Below are 22633 nucleotides of genomic sequence, written 5' to 3'. Positions count from 1 at the left end.
CACAGCTTGGTGGTGGGTTGCTGAGATGGTGCTGAGACTACGCTCACCTGCGGTTTTGTGCCTGCCGCGCGATGGTTTCTGAGAGTCGGCTGAGATCTTGCGGGCAGCTGAGAGTCCGGCGCGGCATGCTGTGACCCGTGAAGCCTCGTGTGCTGGTCGTGGACGACGAAGTCGGCGTGCGCCGGGCGTTGGAGCGCGGGCTCTCGGCCGAGGGCATGGAGGTCGTCACGGCCTCCGACGGGCCCACGGCGCTGCGGGTCGCGCTGACCGGGGCGTTCGACGTCGTGCTGCTGGACATCATGCTGCCGGGCCTCTCGGGATACCGCGTGCTGCAACGCATGCGGGCCGACGGGGTGCGGACGCCGGTGCTGATGGTGTCGGCGAAGGACGGCGAGATCGACCAGGCGGACGGGCTCGACCTCGGCGCCGACGGGTACCTGGTCAAGCCGTTCAGCTTCGTCGTGCTGGTCGCGCAGGTCAGGGCGCTGCTGCGGCGCGGGGGAGGCGCTCGCCGCAAGCTCACGCTCGGCAGCCTCGTGATCGACCGCGGGCTGCGCGAGGTCAGCTGGGCCGGGCAGGACGTGTCGCTGTCGCCGCGCGAGTACGCGGTGCTCGACGTGCTGGCGTCGCGGGCCGGGTCCGTGGTGACCAAGGACGAGCTGCTGCGCACGGTGTGGGGCGACGAGCAGGCCGCGACGCGCAACGCCGTCGAGGTCTACGTCGGGTACCTGCGGCGCAAGCTGGAGGCCGTCGGAGCCGGTGAGGTCGTGCGGACGATCCGCGGGCACGGGTACATCGCGTCCACTCCGGACCTCGACAACGCGCTGGGCAACAAGTGACCCCTGGCTGGTGGCTGCGGCGCACGCTGCGCTTCCGCATCACCGTGGTGGCCACGGGGGTCGCGCTGCTCTGCCTGCTCGCGTTCACCAGCATCGCGCCGGCGTTGATCGGGCTGATCCAGATAACGGCGGTGGACCAGGAGCTGGAGAAGGCACCGCCGCGCGTGCTCGACGTCGCCGGGGTGCCGGTGGACGGCGGGCCGCCGCTTCCGTTGACGGCGCAGGACATCCGGTCGCTGAAGTCCGGCGAGCCGGTGCTGCGCATGGAGGGCCAGTCGGCGCTGCGGTTCCGCGGGCAGGTGGTGTTCGGAGGGGACGGAACGCCGCGGCTGGAGGTGTACGGCAGCACGTTGCTCGGGTACGGGAGCGCGAACACGCTCGGCACGCGCTGGCTGGCCGTCGCCGCCGTGCTGGTGGCCGGGCTGGTGGGGATCGCGACCTGGCTCGCCGTGCGGTCGTCGTTGCGGCCGGTCGAACGGATGCGCGTCGCCGCGGGGGAGCTGCCGCACGGCGAACGGCTGCCGGTGCCGCCGTCGCGCGATGAGCTGCAGGCGTTGGCCGAGGCGCTGAACGCCCTGCTGGCCCGGCGTGACGACGCCTCGGACCGGTTGCGGCGCTTCACCGGCGACGCCGCGCACGAGCTGCGGTCACCGGTCGCGTCCGTGCGGGCACAGGCCGAGGTCGCGGTGGCGCACCCAGATCCGGACTTCTCCATCGAGGTGCTGGAGTCGGTGGTCGAGGAGTCGATCCGGCTCAGCGCGCTGGTGGACTCGCTGCTGATCCTCGCCCGCGCGGACACCGGGGCGCCGCCGCGCGCCGAGGCCGTCGACCTCGTGCTGGAGGCCGAGGCCGCGATCTCCCGGCTGGACGCGGAGCTGCTGGTGCGGCTGAACGCGCCGCCGTCGGCGTGCCTGGTGTCGGCGGCGCGGTCCGAGGTCGAGCTGGTGCTGGACAACCTGCTGCGCAACGCCGCCCGGTACGCGTACTCGACGATCACCGTGACGCTGGTGCCGGTCGGGCGGGACGTGCGGCTGATCGTGGACGACGACGGGCACGGGATCCCGGTGGAGCACCGCGCGAAGGTGTTCGACCGCTTCTACCGGGTGGACGAGGACCGGGGGCGGCGCTCCGGCGGCTTCGGCCTCGGGCTGGCGCTGGTGGCGCACCTCGTGCAACGGCGCGGCGGCAGCGTGCTGGCCGCGGAGTCGCCCGCCGGTGGTGCGCGTTTGGAGATCCGCTGGCCGTCCTGGTAGCAAGCTCTGGTGCCAGAGTTGCGAGCGTCGGCACTGGTCGACGCGCCTGTTGCCGCCGTTGCCGGTGCCCTGCTCGACACCTCGCTGATCGCGGGGTTCGGCGTGCGGGTGCCGGGACCGTTGCTGTGCCTGGGAGACGAGCTCGTCGGGCCGTTCGGTGTCCGGTTGGTGGTGACCCGCGCTGATCTGTCCGGTGTGTCCGCTGCCGGCGATTTTCTGGAGCTGCACACGGATCTCGTGGTGACCGGGGCCGGGACGATGGTGATCGACCGGGTGTCGTGGAAGGCCGTCGGCGGGGTCGTCGGGCGGTTCGCGGACGTCACGGTCGGACGCGGGATGGCGTTGCGCGTGCTGCAGAAGCGGTCCGCGCTGCTGGCCGCCCGCTGTGCCGAGCTGGTGTCCGCGCGGGTCGTGGTCGGGGCGGCGATCGTCCGGGATGGACGGATGCTGGCCCAGCAGCGGTCGTTTCCCGCTGACACCGCGGGGAAGTGGGAGCTGCCCGGCGGCCGGGTCGAGGCGGGGGAGAAGCCCTCGGACGCGCTCGTGCGCGAATGCCTGGAGGAGCTGGGCGTCTCGGTCCTGGTCGGCGAGCAGGTCGGGCCGGACGTGCCGTTGAAGCGCGATCTCGTGCTGCGGATCTTCGCGGCGGAGCTCGCCGGCGGTGAGCCGGAAGCGTTGGAGCACAACGCTGTCCGGTGGTTCACCGCCGGCGAGCTGCCCGCCGTGGACTGGCTGCCCGCCGACCGCGTGCTGGTGCCGGCCCTTCAGGAACTCCTCACCTGAGGCAGGTTCTCCTCAACTGAGGCCGGACAGCCGCAGCGCCGCGGTCAGCCGGTGCTGGGCGCGCTCCTGCGCCCGTTCCGCACCGGCCTTGCGGATCCGGTCGAGCTCGGCGGGGTCGGCGAGCAGCGCCAGCGTCCGGTCCCGCACCGGCCGCAGCTCCTCGATCACGGCCTCCGCCACGTCGTTCTTCAGGTCGGCGAACCTGGTCGTGTAGTCCTCGGGCTCCTTGCCGGTGCAGGAGGCCAGGATCTCGGTCAGGTTCGCGATGCCGTCGGTCGACGACACGGCCCTGAGGACCTTGCGCCGCACCAGGTCCGGGTCGTCCAGCACGAAGACCACGCCGGCGGAGTTCTGCGCCGACTTGTCCATCTTGCGCGCGGGGTCCGAAAGGTCCTTGATGCGCGCGCCGACCTTCGGCACCACCGCCGTGGGCACGATGAACGCGTCCCCGTAGGCGTGGTTGAACCGGCGCGCCAACGCCCGCGCCAGCTCGACGTGCTGGAGCTGGTCCTCGCCGACCGGCACCTCGGCCGTGCCCTGCAACAGGATGTCCGCGGCCATCAGCACCGGATAGGTCAGCAGGCTGAGCCGCACCGACTCGCGGCCGAGCGACTTCTCCTTGAACTGGATCATCCGCGCGGCCTCGCCGTAGGTGCAGGTGCACTCCAGGACCCAGTTCAGGGCCCCCAGCTCGCGGATGAGGTCGCTCTGCACGCACACGCTCGCCGGGTCGATCCCGGACGCCACGAGCACGGCCAGCTGCTCGCGCGTCATGGATCGCAGCCGTTGCGGGTTGTGCGACGACGTCATCGCGTGCAGGTCGCTGATGAAGTACACGTCCTCGTCGGTGCCCTCGGTCGCCCACGTGCGCAGTGCCCCGAGGTAGTTGCCGAGGTGCACCTGGCCGGACGGGGTGATGGCGGAGAGCCTGATCATGATGGTCCTTCCCTGGGGTTCTGGGTGACCACCCCGGGGCGAAGGCATGAAAAAGGCCGCCCGTCGGGGCGGCCTGCGTCTCTTCCGAGCGCGCGTCTACTCCGGCCGCCTGAAAGCGGCCCACCAGAAGGCGTTCAGAGTGCGCACGTCGCCCAGTATAGGGCTACCGTCGAAGGATGTTCATCGTGCTGCTGAAGTATTCCGCGCCACTGGAACAGATCGACTACGCCCTCCCCGACCACCGCGCGTGGGTCGAGAAGCAGTACGAGCGGGGACTCTTCCTCGCCTCGGGGCGTCAGGTGCCGAGGACGGGTGGCGTGATCATCACGCGGCCCATGCCCCGGGGCAAGCTCGAAGCGCTGCTCGCGACGGACCCGTGGGCGGAGCAGAAGCTCGTGAAGTACGAGATCTGCGAGTTCGAGGCGACTCGGACGGCGCCGGAGCTGATGAAGCTGAACGAGGCAGTGCTCCAGCACTAGTCCTGGTTCTCGATCCACTCGATGGCCTTGGTGAGCGCGTCGTCCGCGGGCACGTGCGGGGCTATCGGGGCGTTGCCGTACGTCCTGCCGGTCCGGTCCGCCATGACCGCGGTGGTGATCGCGAGCCGGGCGCCGCCGGGCAGCGCGAACGTCTGGTTGGCCGTCGCGAACCCGGCCGTCGGGGCGCCGAACGACCGCGCGCGGGGCGCCCCCAGGAACGAGACCAGCACCGCCTCGCCCGAACTGGCCGTGGTGCCGTCGGTGAGCAGCGCGACCGGACCGTGCTGGGGCCTCGGGACGCGGTGCAGGCGGAACGTTTTTCTCGTGCCGTTGTAGACGTGCCGGCGGCGGACGCCCCAGCCGGTCGACTCGCCTTCGTGCCCGACGAACCGGCCGTGCTCGCCTTCGCCGAGCAGCGGGGCGACGACCGTGAGCATCGGGTGCATGTCGCCGCCGCGGTTGCCGCGCAGGTCGACGACCCACCCGGCCGGTCTCTCCCCGATGAGGCCCCTGAGCACCTTCAGCCCGGCGCGGACGTAGGCGTGGCCGTGGCGCGCGTGGGTCTGGGGGAGCCGCAGGCACGCGGTCGTCCCGACCAGCTGACCGGTCGGCGGACCGGAACGCGGCGGTGCGGCCGCCCGTTCGGCCGTGATCAGGTGGGTGTGCGGGTTGCCGAGGGTGGCGATCACGTGCCGGATCGCGTCGTCGGCGTCCTCGATGGCGTGAGCTTCAGCACTCAGGACGGCCCAGTCGACCCGGTCCCGCTCGATCGAGTGACGCCGGAGGAGGTCGAGCGCCCTGCCGACGTCCGCGCGGCCCGAGCTCACGCAGCCTTCTTGAGGGCCTTCTTCGCTGCCTTCGCCGCCTTCTTCGCGGCCTTCTTCCTGGCCTTGTCGCGCTCCTTGAGCAGGAACGGAACCGGGCAGCGCTTGCACTGGGGCTTCGAACGGCAGCACTTCTTCTTGAGCTTTTTACCCACTGGTTGAACTCCACTCCGACACGTATCGCTAGAGTAGGTGAGGCTCAGTTCACTGGCACTCTTGTGTGGTAATGGCGATGCAGCCGGTAGTATGAGCAACGGCCCTGCGCATCGAAGTGTCCGGCGCGAGCCCCTCCAACGCCTTCGAAGCTCTAGGAGTTCTGCGTGCCCACGGCCACCGCGTCTGCCCTTCAGACGCGCACTGACCTGCGAAATGTCGCGATCGTCGCGCACGTCGACCACGGCAAGACCACCCTGGTCGACGCCATGCTGCGCCAGTCCGGCGCCTTCTCCGCGCGTGCCGAGCTCGTCGACCGGGTCATGGACTCGGGCGAGCTCGAGCGTGAGAAGGGCATCACGATCCTCGCCAAGAACACGGCCGTGCGCAGGCACACGCCGGACGGCGACGTGATCATCAACGTCGTCGACACCCCCGGCCACGCCGACTTCGGTGGCGAGGTCGAGCGCGCGCTGTCGATGGTCGACGGTGTCGTCCTGCTCGTCGACGCGTCCGAGGGCCCGCTGCCCCAGACGCGCTTCGTGCTGCGCAAGACCCTCGCCGCCGGCCTGCCGGTGATCCTGCTGGTCAACAAGGTCGACCGCCCCGACGCCCGGATCTCCGAGGTCGTCGAGGAGGCCCACGACCTGCTGCTCGACCTGGCGACCGAGGTCGGCGCCGACGAGTCCGTGCTGGACCTGCCGGTCGTCTACGCCTCCGCGCGCGCCGGCCGTGCCTCGCTGACCCAGCCCGAGGACGGCGGCCTGCCGGACGAGGAGAACCTGGACACCCTGTTCGAGGTCCTGCTCAAGCACATCCCGGCCCCGCACGTCGACGTGGACGGCCCGCTCCAGGCGCTGGTCACGAACCTCGACGCCTCGACGTTCCTCGGCCGCATCGCGCTGTGCCGCATCCACCAGGGCACGCTGCGCAAGGGCGAGACCGTGGCCTGGTGCCGCGAGGACGGCGAGCCCGTCAAGGTCCGCATCACCGAGCTCCTGATCACCGAGGCCCTCGACCGCCAGCCGGCCGAGCTCGCCCGCGCGGGTGACCTGGTCGCCATCGCCGGCATCCCGGACATCACCATCGGCGACACCCTCGCCGACGCCGAGACCCCGGTCGCGCTGCCCCGCATCACGGTCGACCAGCCGGCCATCTCGATGACCGTCGGTGTGAACACCTCGCCGCTGGCAGGTCGCAACGGCGGCACCAAGCTCACCGCCCGCGTGCTCAAGGCCCGCCTCGACGCCGAGCTCGTCGGCAACGTGTCGGTCAAGGTCCTCCCGACCGAGCGCCCGGACACCTGGGAGGTGCAGGGCCGAGGCGAGCTCGCCCTGGCCATCCTGGTCGAGCAGATGCGCCGCGAGGGCTTCGAACTGACCGTCGGCAAGCCCCAGGTGGTCACGCACACGGTCGACGGCAAGATCCACGAGCCGTTCGAGCGCCTGTCCGTCGACTGCCCGGAAGAGCACCTCGGCGCCGTCACCCAGCTCCTCGCGAACCGCAAGGGCCGCATGGAGAACATGTCGGGCCACGGCACGGGCCGCATCAAGCTCGACTACGTGGTCCCGTCGCGAGGCCTCATCGGCTTCCGCACCGAGTTCCTCACCGAGACCCGCGGCACCGGCATCGCCAACGCCGTCTCCGAGGGCTACGGCCCGTGGGCGGGCGAGATCCGCACCCGCCACAACGGCTCCCTGGTCGCCGACCGCACCGGCTCCATCACCGCCTACGCGATGATCCAGCTGGCCGACCGAGGCACCTTCTTCGTGGAGCCCGGCGCCGACGCCTACGAGGGCATGGTCGTGGGCGAGAACCCGCGCGCCGAGGACCTCGACGTCAACATCACCCGCGAGAAGAAGCTCACCAACATGCGCTCCTCCACCGCGGACGTGATGGAGACCCTGGCGCGCCCCCGCAAGCTGTCGCTGGAGGAGGCCCTGGAGTTCTGCGCCTTCGACGAGTGCGTCGAGGTCGCCCCCGAGGTCATCCGCGTCCGCAAGGTCATCCTGGACGCCAACCTCCGAGGCCGCGAGCGCTCGCGCCTCAAGAACCGCGGCTAGTCACACGCTGACGCGAAGGGCGGCAGGACCCGAGAGGGTTCTGCCGCCCTTCGTCGTTTCCGGGGGAGGGCGTAGGTGAGGGGGATGCGGCCAGGCGGGCAGGCTGGCGCAAGGGTCCCCTTGGAATTTCGATCCCCCGCAACCCAACGTACTCAGAGGGTCTGACAGTCCGGCGGAGCGAGGGAACTGAGCGCGCGGGACGTGGTAAGGGCAAGACGGGGTGAGGCAAGACGGGGTGAGGCAAGACGGGGTGAGGCAAGACGGGGTGAGGCAAGACGGGGTGAGGCAAGACGGGGTGAGGCAAGACGGGTCAAGGATGGCTTGAGGGGATGCGAAGCCGAAGGCGAGCCCGTACGAGCGCAAGCATCGCGATGGCGCAGCCGAGCGCCCGGCCAAGACCCGAGCGCAATGCCGAAGGCGAGGCGTCCCTCCCTCTTAGCTCCGGTCAAGCGGTAACGGTGACGTACCCGCCCCAACGCAACCACGCACGCTTGAGATTGGGGCTTGACTTTGGGTGCGAGGTGCTAGCTTCTCGAGCTCGGCCGGGCGCTTTTCAGCCCGGCCTTTTCCGGCCGATGAGCGCCTCGCAAGGGCCCCGAAGTCAAGCCCCAATCTCTATCGTCGCGAAGCGGCGATGCATGGACCACGCTCGTCCGCGGTTGTCTTTGCCCCAAGCCGAACCACTCGTCCAGGTGACCCGTACTACCCACCGGGACAAGCAACCCCGCACCAGCCGCACACGTCCAACGAGTGGCAGGGGTGACAAAACCTGGGTTGCCCGAACACCGCCACCACCCTTCTGGCAATGTGAGGACCATGAGGCGACTCGGGGGAGTGCTAGCCGCCGCAGTGCTGTGCACCACAGCCGCGGCGTGCACGAACGCGCCCCCTCCCCCGCTGGTCCCCAAGTCCGAGGCCCCGGTCATCACCACGACGGGCCCCAAGGTCACCGAGATCGTGGTCGGCGTGGACGACGTGGCCGGCGGCTACAACCCGCACTCGCTGGCGGCCCAAAGCCCCATCACCACGGCCCTGAGCTCGCTGCTGCTCCCGTCCCCGTTCAAACCGGGCAACGACGGCGCGCCCCAGCTGGACCGCAACCTGATGGTCAGCGCGAAGGTCACCAAGGCCGAACCGTTCACCGTCACCTACACGATCCGCAAGGACGCCAGCTGGTCGGACAGCGCGCCCATCGCCGCCGAGGACTTCTACTACCTCTGGCAGCGTATGCGCGCCGAGCCCGGTGTCGTGGATCCGGCCGGTTACAGGCTCATCAACAACATCAGCGCGCGCGAGGGCGGCAAGGTCGTCGAGGTCGCCTTCGGGAAGCCGTTCCCGGGGTGGCGGAGCCTGTTCTCGAACCTGTTGCCCGCGCACCTGCTCAAGGACGCGCCCGGCACGTGGGCGAACGTGTTGTCGACCAACTTCCCGGCCACGGCGGGGCCGTTCCAGGTGCGCAGCCTCGACGAGCCTCGCGGTGAGGTCGTGCTCGAGCGCAGCGACCGGTACTGGGAGGTGCCGACGACGCTGGACCGGGTCGTCATCCGGCGCGCCACGCACAGTCAGATGGCCGAGTCACTGTCCAAAGGCGACAACCAGGCGGCACTCCTCAGGGCCGACGCGGCGGATGTGAACCTGCTCAACAGCATCGCGAAGGTCACGACGAAACCCGTGCCGCGCAACGAGGTCGTGCAGGTCCTGCTGAGGCCCACGAGCACGACGCTCAGGGACGTCAAGGTGCGCAAGGCGGTCGTGGCGGCCATCGACCGGGAGGCCCTCATCGCGTCCGGCACGCAGAGCGGGCCCAGTGCCTCGTTCCGCGCCGACTCCTACGTCGTGCCGCCGAGCCGGGCCGGGTACGTGAAGACCATCAACGCGAACACGCTCGACGCCGCGCTGAGCGACCAGCTGCTGACCGAGTCCGGGTACGTGAAGGCCGGGACCGAGTGGCAGAAGGACGGCAAGCCGTTCAAGCTCAGGATCGCCGCGCCCGAGAAGAGCGAGCCGTACGTGAGCATCGCGAACCGGCTCAAGGTGCAACTGCGGGACCGGGGGATTGACGCCGAGGTCATCACCCCGACGGCCGAGGACCTCTTCAGCAAGGACCTGGTCGAGGAGAACGTCGAGATCGCGGTCGTGCCGCGGGTCGACGCCGGCGACTCCGCGGCGGCGCTCGCGAGCGAGTTCGGCTGCCCCGGTGACGCCCCCGACGGCGCCACGCCCAGCCCCAAGAACCCGTCCGGCTTCTGCGACCCGTCGATCCAGGCCGACATCGACGCGGCTCTGAACGGCAAGGCGTTGCTCTCGGACGTGCTGGCGCGGGTCGAGCCGTTGATCGCCGGGCAGGCCGTGGCGGTGCCGCTGTTCCAGGTCGTCGACCTGCTCGGTGTGCTGCCGACGGTTTCAGGAGTCGGAACCGGGGCACCCCTGGCGGGCGTGCTCAGCGGTGCACCCGAATGGCGGCGCCTCGACAAGTAGTCGGGGGGCCGTAAATCGTTTGCGCGGGTTGTTCAACCGTTGCTACGTTCGGCCGTTCTCGTTGACAGAATTTCTGGCGCCCGGTCAACGAACGCACGCGCCCGGTAATCGGGCCATTGCGCCGCGCTACAACCTGTTTCCATTGGGTCACGATCCCCCTCCCAGGTAGTGACCGCCACCTCAGCGGGTTCTTACCGTGCTGCCCACGATGTGCCGGTTCGGGGCGCGTATGGCACATCACGGTTATGGGCGTGCAAGCCGACCAGGCCACGGCCGCCCAGTGCTAGGAGGGCACGTGTCGATGAGGAGAACCAAAGCACTGCCGGCGATCGCGCTGGTGGCCAGCGCGTCACTCGTGCTGGGTGCCTGCGGTGGCGGCGGAGGTGGCACGAGCGACGCCAACGGCGGCGATGCCACCATCGCGGAGATGGCTGTTGCCCGCGGTGAGTCCGCGGACGGCTACACCGCGCCGGACACCAAGCAGAGCGACCAGATCGTCGTCTCTACGGACAAGGCGTTCACGTCGTACAACAACGCGACCGAGGACGCCAACCAGTCCTACAACACGTTCGCGCTGGTTCTCGCACAGCCGGGTGCGCACATCCTGAACGGCAACAACAAGTACAGCCTCAACAAGGACGTCATGGAGAGCGTCGAGGTCACCTCGAAGTCTCCCCAGGTCGTCACGTGGAAGCTGAAGAAGGGCGTTGCCTGGTCCGACGGCGAGGCCTGGGACTGCGACGACTTCTACATGGCCTGGTTCACCCAGAGCAACTCGGCCAAGAAGGCCGACGACACCAAGTACTTCAAGCCGGCCGGCACCACCGGGTACGACCTGATGACCGGTGAGTGCAAGGACGACCAGACGTTCGTCGGTTCGTTCTCGTCGCCGTACCCGGACTACATCGGCATGTTCAACAACGACGTTCTCCCCGCGCACATCCTGGAGAAGAACGCCGGCATCGCCGACATCACCAAGCTGAACAAGGACTCCGCTCCCGCCGACATCCAGAAGGCTGCTGACTTCTGGAACGAGAAGTGGAACGGCTTCACGAAGGACCTCATGCCGGGCGCGGGCCCGTACATGCTGACCGCCTTCGAGCCGAACCAGTCGGTCACGCTCGAGCGCAACCCGAAGTGGGCCGGCAAGCCCGGTGGCCCGGCCAAGATCGTGCTGAAGGCCGTTCCGGACCCCGTCGCGCAGGCGCAGGCGCTGGAGAACGGTGAGGTCGCCGTCAACTCCATGGCCCAGCCCGACGCGAACGCCGCGACGAAGCTGAAGGGCCTCAGCGCCCAGGGCATCACGTTCGGCGCGGGCCCCGGCCTGTCGTTCGAGCACCTGGACATCCAGTTCAAGAACCCGGTGCTGGCCAAGGAAGAGATCCGCAAGGCGTTCTTCATGTGCGTCAAGCGCCAGGACATCATCGACAAGCTGATCACCGAGGTCCAGGCCGACGCGAAGCCGCTCGGCAGCCTGATCTTCTTCCCGAAGGACGAGGGCTACAAGGACGTCTACGCCGACAAGGCCAAGGGTGACCCGGCCGAGGCGAAGAAGATCCTCACCGACGCCGGCTGGGCGCAGGGTGCGGACGGCGTGTTCGCGAAGGACGGCGTGCGTGCCTCCTTCCGGATCAGCCACACCGACATCCCGCGTCGCAAGCAGACCGTCGAGCTGATCCAGGGCCAGTGCAAGGAAGCCGGCATCGAGGTCAAGGACGACACCGACCCGAACTTCCTCGACGAGCGCGTCTCGCAGGGTGACTACGACGTCGCGCTGTTCGCGTGGTCCGGTGGCCCGCTGAAGAGCGACAAGAAGTCGATCTACGAGACCGGCGGTGGCCAGAACTGGCAGAACCTGAGCGTTCCGGCTGCCGACGCCGCCATGAAGGAGGCCGTCTCGCAGACGTCGATCTCGGACTCGCTCAAGCTGTTCTCGAAGGCTGACGAGGAGATCGCGAACGCCTACGGTTCGCTCCCGCTCTTCCAGATGCCGAACATGTGGGCGTTCAAGGAGCTCGACCGCGTGTACTTCCAGAGCTACTACGGCGCGCTGTGGAACGCCAACGAGTGGCAGACCAAGTAAATCGCCATAGCTGAAGTGCGCAACGCCTGACCGGGCGGGGCCGGACCACGAGTCCGGCCCCGCCCGAGCCGGGTTGCCCCCTAGGAGCCCGCCCGTGATCCGCTACATCATCCGGCGCCTGCTGATCTCCATACCCATCCTGCTGATCGGCAGCTTCGCCTGTTACGTCCTCGTCGCCACCGCCGGAAACCCCTTGGCGGAGATGCGATTCCGGCCCGGCGTCACCGAAGCCGACATCAAGGCCGCCGAGATCTCGCTGGGCTTGGACAAGCCCGTCTTCGTCCGCTACTGGAACTGGCTCACCGACTTCCTGTCCGGTGACTGGGGTCAGAGCATCGCCCTCGGTCAGGCCAAGACCGCTGTCTTCCCGGCCGTCACCGACGCGCTGTGGACCACCGGCCGCCTCGTCATCGGCGCCGAACTCCTCGCTCTGACACTGGGTGTCTCGGTCGGCGTGCTCGCCGCCGTGCGCCAGTACTCGATCTTCGACTACCTCGCCACCAGCACCGCGTTCCTCATGTTCTCGATGCCGATCTTCTGCGTCGCGGTCATCGTGAAGAACTACGGCATCCAGTTCAACAACGTCCTGGAGTCGATGGGGCTGGACCGCTGGCTCACCACCGCGGGTCCGCGGCCGGGTGGGTTCACCGGCAGCTTCGGCGAGGTGATCTTCAAGTACACCGGCACGTTCCTGCTGCCGACCGTCGCGCTGATGCTGATCAGCTTCGCCGCCTACAGCCGGTTCGAACGCGCCTCCATGCTGGAGATCCTGCACTCGGACTTCGTGCGCACCGCGCGGGCGAAGGGCATCTCGCAGAGCCGCGTGATCTTCCGGCACGCGTTCCGCAACGCGCTCATTCCCGTGTCGACGCTGTTCTCGCTGAACTTCGGTGCCGTGCTGTCCGGCGCGATCATCACCGAGACCGTGTTCGGCTGGGCCGGCATGGGCACGCTGCTGGTCAACTCCGTGCGGCAGTTCGACCCGCCGATGCTGATGGGCTGGCTCGCGGTCACGGCCACCCTGATCGTGCTGTTCAACCTGATCGCCGACGTCGTGTACGGCATCCTCGACCCTAGGATTCGCCTTGGCTAACATCAACTTGGCGTCCGAGGGCGGCGTGGTGAACAGCGCTCCCCAGTCCGACTCCCACGAGTTCGACGCCACCAAGACCCGCACGCAGGGCCAGCTGGTCATGCGTCGCTTCCTGCGCCACCGGCTCGCCATGGTGAGCCTCGGCGTCTTCGTCTTCCTCGTGCTGTTCGCGTTCCTCGGACCGTTCATCTGGACGTTCGACTACGAGGACGTGAGCAGCAAGTCCTACCAGCCGATGAGCGGCACGCACCCGCTCGGCACCACCCAGGTCGGCAAGGACATGCTCGCGCTTCTCATGCGCGGCACCGGTTACTCGCTCCAGATCGCGTTGATCGTGGCCGCGCTCGCGACCGCGATCGGCGTCACCTTCGGCGCGCTGGCCGGCTACCTGCGCGGTTTCGTCGACACGGCGCTGATGCGGCTCGTCGACCTGCTGCTGATCATCCCCCAGATCGCGGTCGCCGCGATCGTCGTCAAGGGGTTCTCGGGCAGCTGGTACGTCGTCGCGCTGGTGCTCGCCGCGTTCGCCTGGATGTCGATCGCCCGCATCACCCGGGGTGAGACGCTCTCCCTGGCACAGCGGGAGTTCATCGAGGCGGCCCGCGCGTGCGGCGCCTCGACGCCGCGGATCATCTTCAAGCACCTCGTGCCGAACATGATCGGCTCCATCACGGTCAACGCCACGCTGGCGATCGCCGCCGCGGTGCTCACCGAGGCCGCGCTGTCGTTCCTGGGACTGGGCGTCCAGCCCCCGGACACCTCGCTCGGCGTGATCGTGCTGGAGAACTACGGGCAGTTCATGAACCGGCCGTGGCTCTTCTGGGGTCCGTTCATCGTGCTCGTGTCGCTCTCCCTGGCCGTCAACTTCATCGGTGACGGCCTGCGCGACGCGTTCGACCCGAGGCAGACGAAGGTGCGTGCCTGATGAGTGTTTCCGAACTGACGGAGGACTTCCTGCCCTCCAACACCACCGCGCCGTTGCTCTCGGTCAAGGACCTCAGCGTCACGTTCCCGACCGACGACGGTGACGTCCGCGCCGTGCGCAACGTCTCGTTCGACCTCAACGCCGGCGACGTGCTGGGCATCGTGGGCGAGTCGGGCTCCGGCAAGTCGGTGTCCTCCATGGCGATCATGGGCCTGCTGCCCAAGAACGCCGTCATCGAGGGCTCGATCCGCTACCGCGGTGAGGAGCTGAACGGCCGCACCTACAAGCAGATGCAGCCGTTCCGCAGCAAGCACATCTCGATGATCTTCCAGGATCCGATGACGTCGCTGAACCCCGTCTACACCGTGGGGTGGCAGCTCGCCGAGACCTACCGCGCGCACCACGACGTCTCGAAGAAGGCGGCGTGGGCCAAGGCGGTCGAGGCGCTCGAACTGGTCGGCATCCCGCAGCCGGACAAGCGCGCGGCCCAGTACCCGCACGAGTTCTCCGGCGGCATGCGGCAGCGCGTGGTCATCGCGATGGCGATCATCAACGACCCCAGCGTGATCATCGCCGACGAGCCGACCACCGCGCTCGACGTGACGGTGCAGGCGCAGATCCTCGACACCATGCTCCGGCTGCAGACCGAGACCGACGCGGCGATCGTGATGATCACGCACGACCTCGGCGTGGTCGCGGGCATGGTCAACCGCGTGCAGGTGATGTACGGCGGCACCGTGGTCGAGTCCGGCCCGGTCGACGACGTCTTCGAACGGCCGCGGATGCCTTACACCGTGGGACTTCTGGGCTCGGTGCCCAACCCGTCCACGTTGGGCAAGCGGCTCACCCCGATCAAGGGCGCGCCGCCGTCGCTGGTGAACCTGCCGACCGGCTGCTCGTTCTCGCCGCGCTGCCCGCTCGTCACCGACGTGTGCCACGAGTGGGAGCCGCTGCTGGAGGAGGCGGGCTCGGCGAACCACACGACGCGCTGCCACCGCTGGGAGCACCTGGCGACGATCGAGACGCCGCAACGGTTGTTCCTGCACGACGAGATCGGCTCCGTCGAGAACCCCGCCGCGTTCGTCGCGGCCAACCCCGACGAGTCGCTCGAAGTGACCGCCGTTCACGGCACCCTGGTTTCTGAAGAGGAGGCGAAGTGACCGCTCCGCTGCTGGAGGTCACCGACCTCGTCAAGGAGTTCCCGGTGCGCGGCAAGGGAATCATCCCGCGCAACGTCGGCACGGTGCAGGCCGTGTCCGGGGTGTCGTTCACCCTGCACCCCGGTGAGACGCTCGGTCTCGTCGGCGAGTCCGGCTGTGGCAAGTCCACGACCGGGCGCGCGATCCTGCAGCTGCACAAGCCGACCTCGGGCTCGGTGAAGTTCGAGGGCCGCGAGCTCACGTCCATGAGCACCAAGCAGCTGCGGCCGTTGCGCAAGGACATCCAGATCGTCTTCCAGGACCCGTACGCGTCGCTGAACCCCAAGTGGCAGGTCAACGACATCATCGCGGAACCCCTGGTGATCCACGGTGTCGAAGGCGGCGTGCAGCGCAGGGTCAACGAGCTGATGGAGCTCGTGGGCCTCAACCCCGAGCACCGCAGCAGGTACGCGCACGAGTTCTCCGGCGGCCAGCGCCAGCGCATCGGCATCGCCCGCGCCCTGGCGCTGAACCCGCGGTTCCTGGTGCTGGACGAGCCGGTGTCCGCTTTGGACGTCTCGGTGCAGGCCGGTGTCGTGAACCTGTTGGAGGAGCTGCAGGAACGTCTCGGGCTCGCGTACCTGTTCGTCGCGCACGACCTCTCGGTGGTGCGGCACATCTCGGACCGGGTCGCGGTCATGTACCTCGGCAAGATCATCGAGATGGGCGAGCGCGAGGCCATCTACACCAAGCCGATGCACCCGTACACGCAGGCGCTGCTGTCGGCTGTGCCGATGCCGGACCCGAAGGCGGAGCGCAAGCGCCAGCGGATCGTGCTGACCGGTGACGTGCCGTCGCCGGTCAATCCGCCGTCGGGCTGTCGCTTCCGCACGCGGTGCTGGAAGGCGCAGGACATCTGCGCCACCGAGGAACCGAAGCTGGAAAGGCGTGGAGGCCCGGACGGAACGCTGTCCGCGTGCCACTTCGCCGAAGAACGCGCAGTGGTGTAGCAGTAGCGCCGACCACGTGAGGTCATTAGCAAAGGCCGCCTTTATCAACTGATGAGGGCGGCCTTTACTCTGTTTCAGTGACCCTGACTGCCCCACCACGGTTGCTCTTCGTGCACGCCCACCCCGACGACGAAAGTCTGTGGACCGGCGGCACCATCGCGCGCTACGCCTCGGCGGGCGCGCACGTCACCGTCATCACCTGCACCCTCGGCGAAGAGGGCGAGATCATCCCGTCCGCGCTCGCCCACCTGGCGGCCGACCAGGCCGATCAGCTCGGTGGATATCGGGTGGGTGAGCTGAGATCGGCGTGCGCCGCACTCGGTGTGACGGACCACAGGTTCCTCGGCGGGATCGGCCGCTGGCGCGACTCCGGCATGGTCGACGTGCCGTCCAACGCCAAGGCGCGCGCGTTCATCCAGGGATCGCTCGACGACCAGACGGCCCAGCTGGTCGAGATCCTGCGCGAGGTGAAGCCGCAGGTCGTCGTCAGCTACGACGCGTTCGGTGGCTACGGGCACCCGGACCACATCCGCGCGCACGAGATCACGGTCGCCGCGTGCGCCCAGGTCTCGGAGGTCGAGCGGGTGTTCTACGCGGTGACGTCCCGCGACGCGACCGAGGCCGGTGTGGCCGCGCTCGCGAACGTGCCCGAGGCGTTCCGGCTGCCCGAGGCCGGCGAACTGCCGGTGACGCCGGATGAAGAGATCACAACGGTTGTCGACGTTTCGGAGCACCTGACGGCCAAACGGCGTGCCTTGAGGGCACACTCGACGCAGGTCAGTGTGTGGGACGGCGGGTACGCGTTGTCGAACGACATCGCGCAGCCGCTGGTCGGCGCCGAGTACTACGTGCTCGCCAAGGGGGCACCCGAGGGGGCGTCGTCGGATCTGTTCGGAGGACTGGGTGACCGGTAGCTGGCGAGTGCTGTTGTTGCTGCTTCTGTGCGTCGAGGCGGCAATGCTCGCTGTGCTCGAAGTGATCTACCTGCCCATCCGCTTCGACGGCACGCTGCTGCCGAAGCTGGGCGACCTGCCGTTCCCGATCACGATCGCCGTGGCCGCCGTCATGACCCCGTTGATGGTGTCGTGGGCGGCCGGGCTGTCGAAGCGGGTCTTCACCGCCGCGTTGCCGCTGCTCGTGTGGTTCTTCACGCTGGCCGTCTTCGGGTACCTGGAGCCGGGGGCGGCCTCCGGCCAGGCCCTGCTGCTGCAGGACTGGCGCGGACTGCTGCTCTTCGCCGCCGGGGCGTTCCCCGGTGCGGTCGCCGTGGGGGCCGTGATGGCCCGCAACGCCGCGAACCGGCCTGGGCTCTACGAGACCGCCGGGATCCAGTAGCGGTAGCGGTGGTGCTCGGTGCAGCCGAGGTCCTCGTACAGGCGGATGGCGGCCTCGTTGTGCTCGGCGACCTGGAGCACGCACGTCGTGGCGCCCTGGTCGAGGCCCCAGCCCGCCAGTTCGCCCATGAGGCGACGCGCGAGGCCCTGACGGCGGTGTGACGGCCGCACGGCCAGGCGGGCGACGTGCAGCAGGTCCTCGACGACCGCGCCCCGCACGGCGGCGACCACGGTGCCGGTGTCCGGGTCGGTGAGGCTCGCGAAGCAGACGTTGCCACCGGAGCCGAGCACGTGCCGCTGGGCGGTGGTCGTCTCGGATCCTGCCGTCAGTTCCCACCATCCGGGAAGATCACGACTCTCGGCTACGCCCTGCGCGAACTTCTCCAGCGGACCGGTCATCACGAGCGACTCGGCCCCTCCCGGGTGATCCAGATCGACCCTCCAGCCTGCGGCTTCGATCGCGGCCTCCGCAGATGAGCCGTTCACCACATGTGCCGTGGGTTTGATGCCGTGCGTCTGGGCGAACCTCTGCACGGCCTTGAGGGCGTCCGGAACGGGCATGTCAGGATCGCCGCAGGTCAGGGTGCTGTTCGCGCGTCCGGTGAACCCGTCGGCGGCCCGCATCAACCAGTTTCCGAGCGGAACTTCTGCCAGGGCGGGCCATGCTCGCGCGCAGAGCGTTTCGAGGTGATCCACGGTGTGCACCCGTCCATCCTGACTAGGTTGACAAGAGGATTTCCGAGCGGGAGTTGTGGCGTGGCGCACCGCACAGCTAAGGCAAGCCTGACCGGGTGATACTCGTATGCGCCGCGTACTCTCCGGCTTGCGCGGTGTGGACCAGATGAAGTTGGAGAGCGCAGTGACTTATGTGATCGCCCAGCCGTGCGTAGATCTGCTCGACAAGGCGTGCATCGAAGAGTGCCCCGTCGACTGCATCTACGAAGGCGACCGGATGCTCTACATCCACCCCGACGAGTGTGTGGACTGTGGCGCGTGCGAACCCGTGTGCCCGGTGGAAGCCATCTACTACGAGGACGACGTCCCCGACGAGTGGAAGGACTACACCAAGGCGAACGTCGACTTCTTCAACGAGCTCGGCTCGCCCGGCGGAGCCTCCAAGGTCGGCAAGGTCAGCGCCGACCCGGAGTTCGTGAAGGCGCTCGAGCCGCAGGCTGAGGGTCATTGATCATCCAACGCAGAGGTCCGGCACTCCCGGACTTCCCGTGGGACCAGCTGTCCGGCCACGCCGCCAAGGCGCGCAAGCACCCCGGCGGCGTGGTCGACCTGTCGGTCGGCACGCCCGTGGACCCGGTCCCGGACGTGATCCAGGCCGCGCTGTCGTCGGTCTCCTCGATCCCCGGCTACCCGACCACGCACGGCACTCCTGAGCTGCGCGCCGCCTTCGTCGCCGCGGTGGAGCGCCGGTACGGGATCGTCGGGCTGCCGGCCGAGGCCGTGCTGCCGACGATCGGGTCCAAGGAGCTCGTGGCGTGGTTGCCCACGCTTCTGGGTGTTGGGCCTGGGGACGTCGTGGCCGTGCCTGCTGTCGCTTATCCGACCTACGAGGTCGGGGCGTTGATGGCCGGGGCCACCGTCGTGCGGCTGGCCGATGGTGAGGCGCCGCCTGCCGGTACCCGGCTGGTGTGGCTGAACTCGCCGTCCAACCCGACCGGGCGGGTGTTGTCTGCTTCGCAGTTGCGGTCCGCTGTTGCGGCTGCTCGTGCTGTGGGCGCTGTGGTGGCTTCTGACGAGTGTTATCTCTCGTTGCCTTGGGATTCGTCGCCGGTTTCGGTGTTGCACCCGTCGGTGGTGGATTCGTTCGACGGGGTGCTCGCTGTGCACTCGTTGTCGAAGTCGTCGTCGTTGGCCGGGTATCGGGCCGGGTTCATCTTCGGGGATCCCGAGTTGGTGGCCGGGTTGCTGGAGTTGCGCAAGCACGCCGGGATGATCGTGCCCCGGCCTGTGCAGGAGGCCATGCGGGCTGCTCTGGACGACGACTCGCATGTTGTTGAGCAGCGGGCTCGGTACTTGGCTCGGCGTTCGGTGTTGAAGCCTGCGTTGGAAGCCGCCGGGTTTGTCGTGTCGCACTCCGAGGCTGGGTTGTACCTGTGGTCTTCTCGGGGTGAGGACGCTTGGGAGACCGTGTCGTGGTTGGCCGATCGCGGGATTTTGGCTGCGCCTGGGACGTTTTACGGGCCCGCTGGGGATCGGCATGTTCGGATTGCTTTGACGGCTTCTGATGAGCGGGTTGCGGCTGCGGTGGAGCGGTTGCAGGGCTGAGTTCTGCGGGTGCCGGTTTCGTTGGGATGTCGCGTTCCAGCGGGGTTGGTCGCGTCCCACACTTCGGCCGGCGGTTGCGAGGGTGGGCGCGCGGGTCTCGACGAAAGACCTGGGGTGTTGCGATTGGGGCTTGACTTCGGGGCCCTTGCGAGGCGCTGGTCGGCCGGAAAAGGCCGGGCTGAAAAGCGCCCGGCCGAGCTCGAGAAGTTAGCACCTCGCACCCAAAGTCAAGCCCCAATCGCCTTGAGCGGCGTAACCGGCTCTCGGGGTGGCATCAGCCCGTTCGGGCTCGCCTTCGGCATCGCGTGCCAGGCCTCGTAGGTGGCTGGCTTTGCGTTGACGGCTGCCGGCTGGGAGCGCGCGCCGGGCTTGCGGCGGTGGTCGCCTTGCGTTCGCGAGTGCGGTTGGGGCCGTGGGTTTGTGGGTCAGGGTTTGAGGGCTGACCAGACACGTCTTGTGAACTGGTTTGGTGGCACCGCGTCTGTTGTCAGGCGGACGCTCGTGCTGATCTCCTCGCCGCTCAGGCCCAGGCCCAGCACCAGGTGCCAGTGCAGGTCCCAGAGGTCGGCGAACGCGTCTAGTTCTACGTCCGCGTCCGCGCTCACGTGCAGCACGGCCGGTTCTGCTACTCGGACGACCCGTTCTACTGCTCGCACGTCGCGGGTGTTGGTGCGGAAGCTGAAGGCCAGGTCCACCGTTTCGCTGTCCAGGCCGTAGGTGGCGTAGGAGTGGCAGCGGTGGTGGGGGAGTGAGAGTGGTTGGTTGGTTTCGAGGTAGAGGTCGCCCTCGAAGCGCAACGTCGGTGAGTGCTGGCTGAGGGTGGCTCTGGCGCTCACGAACTCCCAGCCCGGCATGTCCAGTTTGGGGACGAGGAGTTCCAGGACCTCGCCGCGGCGGGCCGAACGGGTTCGTTCGCCTGAGCGCCAAGGGATTTCGCGGCTGTACGGCTCCTTCTTGGTGACGAAGACGTACGGCGCGTTGTCTGTTTGGAGGGAGAGGACGACGACTGTGCGGCCGCGCGCCCAGTCGAAGGCGACCGTGGTGAGGCCTGGTGCTACGCCGTCGAAGTGGCTTTCCACTCTCGGCCACCAGGAGGAGAGTTCCTCGGCCGGTGCGCCTTTGACGTAGCGGCCCTTCTCGTCGACGCCGACGATCCACATCGCCTCGGAGCCGCGGGCCGCGTTGCAGAGGGCGGCGATTTGGCGGGCCGCCTTGCCGTGGTCCACCGGCCACTGGGTTTTGAACTCCACGAAGGAGTCCTCGGACTGCGCGCCCTGGAGGGCACGTTCGATGGCGGCGCGAGCGTTCAACTCAAGTCGCTGTTTCAGCACGTGCACCTCCCCTCTGCCGGCGGGGGCCAGTCTGCCCTGGCAGACCGGCCCCTGACACCGAGTTTCGCGTGAGGCCCTAGTCGTTCGCGTGCAGCACCGAGTTCAGTTCGACGCCGGTGCCCTTGCGCGCCTTCACCAGGACCGTGCCGGTGACGGAGTCCCGGATGAACAGCAGGTTCGATTGTCCGCTCAGGGACAGGGCCTTGACGACCTCGCCGTCCGGAAGCGTGACCTTCGTGCCTGCGGTGATGTAGAGGCCGGCTTCGACCACGCAGTCGTCGCCGAGCGAGATGCCGAGGCCCGCGTTCGCGCCGAGCAGGCAGCGCTCGCCGATGCTGATGACCTGCTTGCCGCCGCCGGACAGGGTGCCCATGATCGACGAGCCGCCGCCGACGTCCGAGCCGTCGCCGACCACGACGCCGCCGGAGATGCGGCCCTCGACCATCGACGTGCCGAGCGTGCCCGCGTTGAAGTTCACGAAGCCCTCGTGCATCACGGTGGTGCCGGAGGCGAGGTGCGCGCCGAGGCGGACTCGGTCGGCGTCGGCGATGCGGACGCCGGACGGGAGGACGTAGTCGACCATGCGCGGGAACTTGTCGACGCCGTAGACGGTCACCGGGCCGCGCACGCGCAGGCGCAGGCGGGTCTGCTCGAAGCCGTCGACGGCGCACGGGCCGTGGTTGGTCCACACGACGTTGGTCAGCAGGCCGAACATGCCGTCGAGGTTCGCGCCGTGCGGCTGGACCAGGCGGTGGCTCAGCAGGTGCAGGCGCAGCCAGATGTCGTAGGTGTCCCGCGGGGCCGCGTCCAGGTCGATCGCGACCCGCACGCCGACGACCTCGACGCCGCGTTCCAGGTCCTCACCGAGCAGCTTCGCGGCGGCCTCGCCGAGGGCCTCGGCGATCTCGGCCGACGACACGCGCGTGGTGCCGGGTTCCGCTTCACCGAGGACGGGGGACGGGTACCAGGTGTCGAGGACGCTGCCGTCCGGGGTCACAGTGGCCAGGCCGATGCCGTATGCGGTGCTCACGGCTACCGAGCTTAGTCCGACCGCCCTGCCCGCCACCGTCCGGCGGGGACGTGGGACGCACCTTCGCGGCCCCCTGTGCCGGAGCCGTCGCCGCAGCTGAGGGACGAGGTGATCGCGGTGGTGGGCGAGGGGGAGACGTTCCCCCTTTCGCTGCGGACGGCAGCGGTGCCGGTGTCAGTCGGGGACGTCCGCGCTGAAGTAGAGCGAACCCAGGTCGCCGCGGGTGGCGATCAGGGCCTCGTTGCACTTGGACTGGCGGGCGTCGGTGCTGGAGACGTTGTCGACGCGCACCTCGCCGCACCGGTGCGCCTCGAAGTCGCCGACCGCGGTCATCAGCCGGGGCAGCACCTCGCTGACGTCCTCCTGGACGTGCTTGCCCTGCAACGACCTGTCGAGCCTGCGGGTCATCGAGCTGACGTCGCCGACCCATCCGGCGCAGTCTGCGGGCGTGAAGCTGTGCTGCGAGCCGCACGGCGCGGTGAACAGCTGCCGGATCTCGCCGCACTGCCGGTCGCACGCGGCGGGTGCTTCACCGCACGCGGTGGTGGTGAGGAGCAGGGAGATGACCAGGAGTGTGCGCTTGATCACGCGGCGTACGGT

22 protein-coding genes are annotated in these 22633 nt (G+C 68.7%); 15 read left to right on the top strand and 7 right to left on the bottom strand.

What is annotated here, in order from left to right; all coding sequences use genetic code 11:
* Positions 1 to 137 precede the first annotated feature (137 nt).
* The 3 genes from ACFWNN_RS14240 to ACFWNN_RS14230 are packed head-to-tail and all read left to right on the top strand — an operon-like array spanning position 138 to position 2875.
* The gene (locus tag ACFWNN_RS14240; protein ID WP_382440317.1) at positions 138 to 839 is read left to right on the top strand and encodes a response regulator transcription factor; all 702 of its coding nucleotides are present in this window, start codon (positions 138 to 140) and stop codon (positions 837 to 839) included.
* A complete protein-coding gene (locus ACFWNN_RS14235) occupies positions 836 to 2092 on the top strand; it encodes a sensor histidine kinase (protein ID WP_382440316.1) in 1257 nt (418 codons plus the stop codon). Before ACFWNN_RS14240 ends, ACFWNN_RS14235 begins: the two co-directional genes overlap by 4 nt.
* Positions 2093 to 2101: 9 nt before the next feature.
* Positions 2102 to 2875: a (deoxy)nucleoside triphosphate pyrophosphohydrolase gene (locus ACFWNN_RS14230; RefSeq protein WP_382440315.1), complete on the top strand. Its 774-nt coding sequence runs from the start codon at positions 2102 to 2104 to the stop codon at positions 2873 to 2875.
* Between the two features lie 12 nt (positions 2876 to 2887).
* Here the strand turns inward: ACFWNN_RS14230 and trpS are convergent, their stop codons facing one another.
* On the bottom strand, positions 2888 to 3811 hold the full coding sequence (gene trpS / locus ACFWNN_RS14225; protein WP_382440314.1) for a tryptophan--tRNA ligase: 924 nt from the start codon (positions 3809 to 3811) through the stop codon (positions 2888 to 2890).
* A 176-nt stretch (positions 3812 to 3987) separates the two neighbouring features.
* On the opposite strand from trpS, the gene ACFWNN_RS14220 reads away from it, so the two are divergent.
* Positions 3988 to 4290, top strand: a complete 303-nt coding sequence (locus ACFWNN_RS14220) for a YciI family protein (RefSeq protein ID WP_382440313.1) — start codon at positions 3988 to 3990, stop codon at positions 4288 to 4290.
* Here the strand turns inward: ACFWNN_RS14220 and ACFWNN_RS14215 are convergent.
* Both ACFWNN_RS14215 and ACFWNN_RS14210 read right to left on the bottom strand, forming a co-directional pair.
* Positions 4287 to 5117 carry a S41 family peptidase gene (locus ACFWNN_RS14215; protein WP_382440312.1) on the bottom strand — a complete coding sequence of 277 codons (831 nt, stop codon included), beginning with the start codon at positions 5115 to 5117 and terminating at the stop codon, positions 4287 to 4289. The genes ACFWNN_RS14220 and ACFWNN_RS14215 overlap by 4 nt on opposite strands.
* On the bottom strand, positions 5114 to 5269 hold the full coding sequence (locus tag ACFWNN_RS14210; protein WP_162185756.1) for a hypothetical protein: 156 nt from the start codon (positions 5267 to 5269) through the stop codon (positions 5114 to 5116). Before ACFWNN_RS14210 ends, ACFWNN_RS14215 begins: the two co-directional genes overlap by 4 nt.
* Before the next feature lie 165 nt (positions 5270 to 5434).
* On the opposite strand from ACFWNN_RS14210, the gene typA reads away from it, so the two are divergent.
* The 9 genes from typA to ACFWNN_RS14165 all read left to right on the top strand — a co-directional run bounded on the left by typA (position 5435) and on the right by ACFWNN_RS14165 (position 17393).
* A complete protein-coding gene (gene typA, locus ACFWNN_RS14205; protein ID WP_382440311.1) occupies positions 5435 to 7330 on the top strand; it encodes a translational GTPase TypA in 1896 nt (631 codons plus the stop codon).
* A gap of 816 nt (positions 7331 to 8146) precedes the next feature.
* Positions 8147 to 9808, top strand: coding sequence for an ABC transporter family substrate-binding protein (locus ACFWNN_RS14200; protein ID WP_382440310.1), 1662 nt, complete (start codon positions 8147 to 8149; stop codon positions 9806 to 9808).
* 301 nt (positions 9809 to 10109) lie between these two features.
* Entirely contained in the window at positions 10110 to 11891 is a 1782-nt protein-coding gene (locus ACFWNN_RS14195; protein ID WP_382440309.1) for an ABC transporter family substrate-binding protein, read from the top strand.
* Positions 11892 to 11985: 94 nt separating this feature from the next.
* Entirely contained in the window at positions 11986 to 12984 is a 999-nt protein-coding gene (locus tag ACFWNN_RS14190) for an ABC transporter permease (protein ID WP_382440308.1), read from the top strand.
* 28 nt (positions 12985 to 13012) lie between these two features.
* The gene (locus ACFWNN_RS14185) at positions 13013 to 13909 is read left to right on the top strand and encodes an ABC transporter permease (RefSeq protein WP_382440406.1); all 897 of its coding nucleotides are present in this window, start codon (positions 13013 to 13015) and stop codon (positions 13907 to 13909) included.
* The gene (locus tag ACFWNN_RS14180) at positions 13909 to 15069 is read left to right on the top strand and encodes an ABC transporter ATP-binding protein (RefSeq protein ID WP_382440307.1); all 1161 of its coding nucleotides are present in this window, start codon (positions 13909 to 13911) and stop codon (positions 15067 to 15069) included. Before ACFWNN_RS14185 ends, ACFWNN_RS14180 begins: the two co-directional genes overlap by 1 nt.
* A complete protein-coding gene (locus ACFWNN_RS14175) occupies positions 15066 to 16058 on the top strand; it encodes an ABC transporter ATP-binding protein (protein WP_382440306.1) in 993 nt (330 codons plus the stop codon). The genes ACFWNN_RS14180 and ACFWNN_RS14175 overlap by 4 nt, the downstream gene beginning before the upstream one ends.
* 77 nt (positions 16059 to 16135) lie before the next feature.
* A complete protein-coding gene (gene mshB, locus ACFWNN_RS14170; protein ID WP_382440305.1) occupies positions 16136 to 16972 on the top strand; it encodes an N-acetyl-1-D-myo-inositol-2-amino-2-deoxy-alpha-D-glucopyranoside deacetylase in 837 nt (278 codons plus the stop codon).
* On the top strand, positions 16962 to 17393 hold the full coding sequence (locus tag ACFWNN_RS14165) for a hypothetical protein (RefSeq protein WP_382440304.1): 432 nt from the start codon (positions 16962 to 16964) through the stop codon (positions 17391 to 17393). The genes mshB and ACFWNN_RS14165 overlap by 11 nt, the downstream gene beginning before the upstream one ends.
* Here ACFWNN_RS14165 and ACFWNN_RS14160 read toward each other — a convergent pair.
* Positions 17369 to 18097 (bottom strand): GNAT family N-acetyltransferase, encoded by a 729-nt coding sequence (locus tag ACFWNN_RS14160; RefSeq protein WP_382440303.1) that lies wholly within the window; start codon positions 18095 to 18097, stop codon positions 17369 to 17371. The two genes, ACFWNN_RS14165 and ACFWNN_RS14160, sit on opposite strands and share 25 nt — an antisense overlap.
* A 154-nt stretch (positions 18098 to 18251) precedes the next feature.
* On the opposite strand from ACFWNN_RS14160, the gene fdxA reads away from it, so the two are divergent.
* Both fdxA and dapC read left to right on the top strand, forming a co-directional pair.
* On the top strand, positions 18252 to 18578 hold the full coding sequence (gene fdxA / locus ACFWNN_RS14155; RefSeq protein ID WP_382440405.1) for a ferredoxin: 327 nt from the start codon (positions 18252 to 18254) through the stop codon (positions 18576 to 18578).
* 2 nt (positions 18579 to 18580) lie between these two features.
* Positions 18581 to 19672: a succinyldiaminopimelate transaminase gene (gene dapC / locus ACFWNN_RS14150; RefSeq protein ID WP_382440404.1), complete on the top strand. Its 1092-nt coding sequence runs from the start codon at positions 18581 to 18583 to the stop codon at positions 19670 to 19672.
* 425 nt (positions 19673 to 20097) lie between these two features.
* On the opposite strand, the gene ACFWNN_RS14145 is transcribed toward dapC, so the two are convergent.
* The 3 genes from ACFWNN_RS14145 to ACFWNN_RS14135 all read right to left on the bottom strand — a co-directional run bounded on the left by ACFWNN_RS14145 (position 20098) and on the right by ACFWNN_RS14135 (position 22621).
* Positions 20098 to 20922: a hypothetical protein gene (locus ACFWNN_RS14145; protein WP_382440302.1), complete on the bottom strand. Its 825-nt coding sequence runs from the start codon at positions 20920 to 20922 to the stop codon at positions 20098 to 20100.
* A 157-nt stretch (positions 20923 to 21079) separates the two neighbouring features.
* Positions 21080 to 22033, bottom strand: a complete 954-nt coding sequence (gene dapD, locus ACFWNN_RS14140) for a 2,3,4,5-tetrahydropyridine-2,6-dicarboxylate N-succinyltransferase (protein ID WP_382440301.1) — start codon at positions 22031 to 22033, stop codon at positions 21080 to 21082.
* A gap of 174 nt (positions 22034 to 22207) precedes the next feature.
* A complete protein-coding gene (locus ACFWNN_RS14135; RefSeq protein WP_382440300.1) occupies positions 22208 to 22621 on the bottom strand; it encodes a hypothetical protein in 414 nt (137 codons plus the stop codon).
* Positions 22622 to 22633 lie beyond the last annotated feature (12 nt).

It is taken from the genome of Lentzea sp. NPDC058450 (assembly GCF_042721395.1).
GTDB lineage: Bacteria > Actinomycetota > Actinomycetes > Mycobacteriales > Pseudonocardiaceae > Lentzea.
Note: the sequence above shows the minus strand (reverse complement) of the source record. Positions and strands in the feature narration are given on the sequence as shown.

Bases quoted from the DNA above. Each gene is read 5' to 3' on its own strand.
- trpS (WP_382440314.1), bottom strand. From the start codon at position 3,811: ATGATCAGGCTCTCCGCCATCACCCCGTCCGGCCAGGTGCACCTCGGC.
- ACFWNN_RS14220 (WP_382440313.1), top strand. From the start codon at position 3,988: ATGTTCATCGTGCTGCTGAAGTATTCCGCGCCACTGGAACAGATCGAC.
- ACFWNN_RS14200 (WP_382440310.1), top strand. From the start codon at position 8,147: ATGAGGCGACTCGGGGGAGTGCTAGCCGCCGCAGTGCTGTGCACCACA.
- ACFWNN_RS14195 (WP_382440309.1), top strand. From the start codon at position 10,110: ATGAGGAGAACCAAAGCACTGCCGGCGATCGCGCTGGTGGCCAGCGCG.
- ACFWNN_RS14180 (WP_382440307.1), top strand. From the start codon at position 13,909: ATGAGTGTTTCCGAACTGACGGAGGACTTCCTGCCCTCCAACACCACC.